The sequence below is a fragment of the Priestia endophytica DSM 13796 genome (genome assembly GCF_900115845.1).
Lineage (GTDB): Bacteria > Bacillota > Bacilli > Bacillales > Bacillaceae_H > Bacillus_I > Bacillus_I endophytica.
Genome location: NZ_FOXX01000031.1, coordinates 1 through 4,389 on the forward strand (window position 1 = coordinate 1; position 4,389 = coordinate 4,389).

The 4,389-nt window shown below is 33.2% G+C and carries 4 protein-coding genes and 1 pseudogene; all 5 read right to left on the minus strand.

The features are described 5' to 3' along the window. Positions 1-639 (minus strand): annotated as a pseudogene (locus BM012_RS25180) (hypothetical protein); the annotation flags it as partial. A gap of 198 nt (positions 640-837) precedes the next feature. Next, complete coding sequence (locus BM012_RS25185) at positions 838-2,058, minus strand: DUF4352 domain-containing protein (protein ID WP_061802927.1); 1,221 nt, start codon at positions 2,056-2,058, stop codon at positions 838-840. 149 nt (positions 2,059-2,207) lie between these two features. Further along, a complete protein-coding gene (locus BM012_RS25190; protein ID WP_061802926.1) occupies positions 2,208-2,636 on the minus strand; it encodes a NucA/NucB deoxyribonuclease domain-containing protein in 429 nt (142 codons plus the stop codon). A gap of 49 nt (positions 2,637-2,685) precedes the next feature. Then, a complete protein-coding gene (locus tag BM012_RS25195; RefSeq protein ID WP_061802925.1) occupies positions 2,686-4,065 on the minus strand; it encodes a VWA domain-containing protein in 1,380 nt (459 codons plus the stop codon). Between the two features lie 69 nt (positions 4,066-4,134). Next, the coding region (locus BM012_RS26635; RefSeq protein WP_208608090.1) for a hypothetical protein at positions 4,135-4,389 on the minus strand (255 nt) is incomplete at its 5' end.

Consider the following 4,389-nt stretch of genomic DNA (forward strand, 5'->3'; position numbering starts at 1 on the left):
GCCCGGTTGCTCTGGTGCAGGAGTTTCGTTTCCTGGGTTTTCAGCGCCCGGTTGCTCTGGTGCAGGAGTTTCGTTAGTTTGCTTCTCTGCTGGTACTTGATGTGGATTCTTGATTACGATATCTTTCAGTTGTGGTTCTGTCTTATCTGCAATTTCAAGTGGATCAGCACTAGCTAAAAGAACATCTTTGTTTGTATCCTGCTTTTGTTCTTCTGTAAATGCAAAAGTACCATCTTTTTTCACTTCTGGATTTAAGTCCTCTATATTAGTGAAGACATATTGTGTTTCTTCTGCTTTATCCTCTTTTTTATCATAGTCAAAGACATAAGCATAATTTTCTTTTGTGTCTGAAGCTTCTGTAGCTCTCTGAGCTATATCATCAAAAAGTTCATCATCTTGATTATCATCTAAATCAAACTCAAAATCTTGACCTTCTAATTCGTTATTTTTTTCTTGTTTTTTATCCGTTTCCTTGCTCGTGTTCTTTTCATTATTTTGCTCTGAATCAACTGTCTCATTAGAAGACGTACTAGCTTGTTCAGAAGACGAATTTGTTAAGGCATAAGCACCAATTCCAATACCAGTTGCTGCTATCGCACTGGCACCAAAAATAGCAATTTTTTTATTAAATGGGGCCAAATCATTCACTCCTTAAAACACGATTTTTTATTTTATATTTATATTGTAAATGAATAACTCAATATTGTAAATATTTCACTGTGAATTTCTTATCAAAAATGAAGAAAATAGTAATATAGTCACAAAAAAACAGCATCCACATACTACTCGGATGCTGTTTTATATTTAGTAATGTTTTAATTTAATATTTTTATAAAATTACTGTTCAAATGGAATGTCTAATGAAATTTTATCTCCTAATCTCTCTTTAAAATCAAGGGATTGAGGACCACGTACTGTATATTTCATTTCCTTAAAGTTTTTGTAATCATGTGGATCAACTAGAAATACTAAATATCCATTTATTTTTTCATTTGGTTTTACTTCATCCGAAAGGCTTGTATCTGAAAGTTGACTTTCAGGAAGATAAGCTGTGCTGCCATTTACATCTAATGATGCAGATCTTAAGTCAAATTGAACACTTTCTTTGCCAGTGTTTGTAGCTTCTAAATCTAATGTAACCACATTTAGGTTATCTTGCTCAAAATTTTCTTTATATACATCATTTACAGTCAATTTAGCCGTTTGAATACCTTTAACTGTAACTTCTACATCTCCTGTTTTTTGCTTAGTGTCTAGTCCTGTCTTTGTATATAAGACTTCTTTCTTCCCTAAATTGTCTTCTATAATTCCATCAGCAAAGACTTGATCAGAAGAAGTTTTTTCATTGCTTGAAGATGTAGATTGACTATCGCTTTCTCCATTCAATGGAATTGGAGTAACAAACTCTTTACCTACTGGCTCGTTATTGCTAAATGGTGTAGGAACAGTTAACGTACCACTTTTCCAATCTTCAACAGCTTCTTTTGTCACAACAAATATGTAATATCCTTCTGCCTTTTCACCTGGCTTCATTGCTTCACTAATGATAAAGCCCGGATATTTCATACTCGCTATAACTCCTAAACCGTCTTCTCCCATAAACTTTTCGCTACCTGGGTAGTATTGAATCTCTTTATCGCTTGTATTCTCAACAGATGTTTTAATTGAGATTACACCAATTTCATCCTGATTTTCATGAAATTCTTTTCTTTCTTCATCCAGTTTAACAATCGATGTTTGGATGGCTTCAACGTTTAAATTTAGCCCATCAAAACTATGTTTTAAATCTAAATTTTCTTTTGTGAAGACAACACTTCTCTCACCAATGTCTTCTTGTTGAACTTTATCATTAAATGGCTCATCGGAAGAAGCTTTCTTTTCTTCACTTTGAGCTTTTTCCTCTTGAGGTTCCTCTTTTTCAGCTTTTTCTTTTGTTGTTTCTGCTTCAACTTTCTTATTGGACTCGTCAGCCTTGCTTTCTTCTTTCGATGTTTCTTGGCCACATGCAGCTAAGACACATAAACAAGCAATAAGAATTAATGAATATAATTTCTTCAATTTCAACTCTCCCTATCTGAATTTAAAACGACAATTTCCATTATAACAATGATTTTCCATCTTAAGTTACTTAGTAAGATAAAAGTGTTTAAAAAGAAGAAAAATAGTAAAAAAGCCACACGATATTCAGATATCATGTAGCTTTTTCATTATTGAACTTGTATTAAAACCTTAGTTCCATTTTCTAAATCATCTACTTGATGTGAAATCCAAGATCCTGCCCCTCGATTGTCGGAAGGTTTAACGTACTCAATATCAGCACCTTTTCCACCTTCTTCACAAAATGCCATTGGAAATTCATCCCTATCATATCCACTTTTCGTAGGAATACCTTTTAATGATTCATCTCTATTCTCTTCAGCACCTTTACGATTTATGGTACAAATAGGTGATTTCCCATTTTCAACAGCATGCTTAATATGTGCTGCCGTTCCAGGGTATCTGTCCTCTGGGAAATCAATTACTTTATCATACTCAATATTGGTATTAGACGTAGTAGATTTTTCAAATGGATTTTCTTCTATTGCATAAACTACAAATGCAATTAAAAATAATACAACGGTAACTATTCTTTTCATTTTGTACTCCTTGATCTATCTGTAAACAGGTACGTATCCGTATTTACTACTAGTTATATTTTCTTTTTTCCTCAATCATATTTTGTTGTTGTTCTTCGCCTATCTCTTTATAGTTTGAACTAGCTTCATTACTATTAGAAATGACCTGTGCTTTTAATTCATCTATGGTCGTTTGTTTATACTCGTTGAACTTTGTTCTTCGGTTCATAATTAATTCTTCTAACTTTACAACGGCTTTATTCTGACTTCCTAATTTATCTTCTAAATATACTTTTGCACTTTGCAAATGCTCATACTCTAAATTAATTTTTTCATCTAATTGATTTTCTGTGTTGAAAAGAAGTTGTTTCTTATCTTCTTTTTCATTTGATACTTGGTCTTTTCCGTTCTCTTCCCAGTTATACCATTTACTTTGTAACAGCTCATACTGTTGATGCCAATAAGCATTAATATCCTCTTTTGATTGAGTATTTCTAAATTCTCCACCACCGGCCTGTGCTACTTCCTTTAACAATTCCTGACCCGAATTATCAATATCAAACCCTATAATATTTACTACTGTCTCAATCCCTTGATTTTTTAAATCTTTAGCAGCAGATACAGGATCTCCACCACAAGTTTCTATCCCATCACTCACAACATATACAAAAGATTTATTAGTGTTTGAAGGAATATCTTGCTTAACATCTTTTAAAGCTAAAGCTATAGGTGTCCAACCTATAGGTTGGACTTGATTTATAACGTTCTTTAATTCCTGACTGTTGTTATTACCATTGTATATAGCTTTAGTGGTACTACAAGATAATTCTTTATCACTTGCGCTGTTGCTACCTTCCTGACCATAAACTCTGATAGAATACGTTGAAGAAGAAGGTAGCTTATTTACAAAATTAGTTATAGTTTGTTTAGCTATGTCCATTTTTGATTGATTATCTATTTTTCCTGCCATACTCCCACTTGCATCTAATAAAATTGAATAATGTATCTTCTGTTGCTTAGGATCTTCAATATCATTGTTAGGCTTGTTTAGATTATCCGCAGAAGATACATCAAGGTTTACTAATGTTTTTACCTCTTCACTATAATCTTCTTTTAAAAGAGAAAGGAGATTATCCAAATACTCTTTACCTGTTAAATCCTTTGGAAGCTTATCTAATTTATCCTCTACAGCAGATTTACCATAGTTCTCTCCACTTGAAGAACCCACACGTTCTAACATTAGCTTTTCCGTACTCGAAAGCTCTCTGTTAAAATCCTCCGGGTTATAAGCTAATTCTTCGACCTGTTTTTCACTTACATTCTTCGTTTCACTTATAGAATGAGTCTTTTCTTCACTTTTCACATCATTACCTTGCTTATCTTGAGTTTCCTGGCTACATGCAGATAACATAATAATACTGGTTATTAACGCTATATGTAGTTTCTTCATATAAATCCCTCCCCATCTTCTAAAAAAAAGGTGTTTACTTTTTTGCTAGTAAACACCTTTAATATTTTGTTATTTAAAGTCTAAAGAATATCCTAACTCATCTTTTTCATCTTTTTTCTTATCATCTTCAACTTCAAGCCAACTTTCTAACTCATCTATGTCCACATCATTATCTTTAGTATCAAAATCGTTTCCGAAAGCATCCTCATCTATTGAAAAGACCATATCTTCTTCTGTTTTATGTTCAGCTTCCGCCTTGCGCTCCTCCTCGGCTTTACGTTCAGCTTCTGCCTTGCGCTCCTCTTCGGCTTTACGTTCAGCTTC

Bases quoted from the DNA above. Each gene is read 5' to 3' on its own strand.
- BM012_RS25195 (WP_061802925.1), bottom strand. From the start codon at position 4,065: ATGAAGAAACTACATATAGCGTTAATAACCAGTATTATTATGTTATCT.
- BM012_RS25190 (WP_061802926.1), bottom strand. From the start codon at position 2,636: ATGAAAAGAATAGTTACCGTTGTATTATTTTTAATTGCATTTGTAGTT.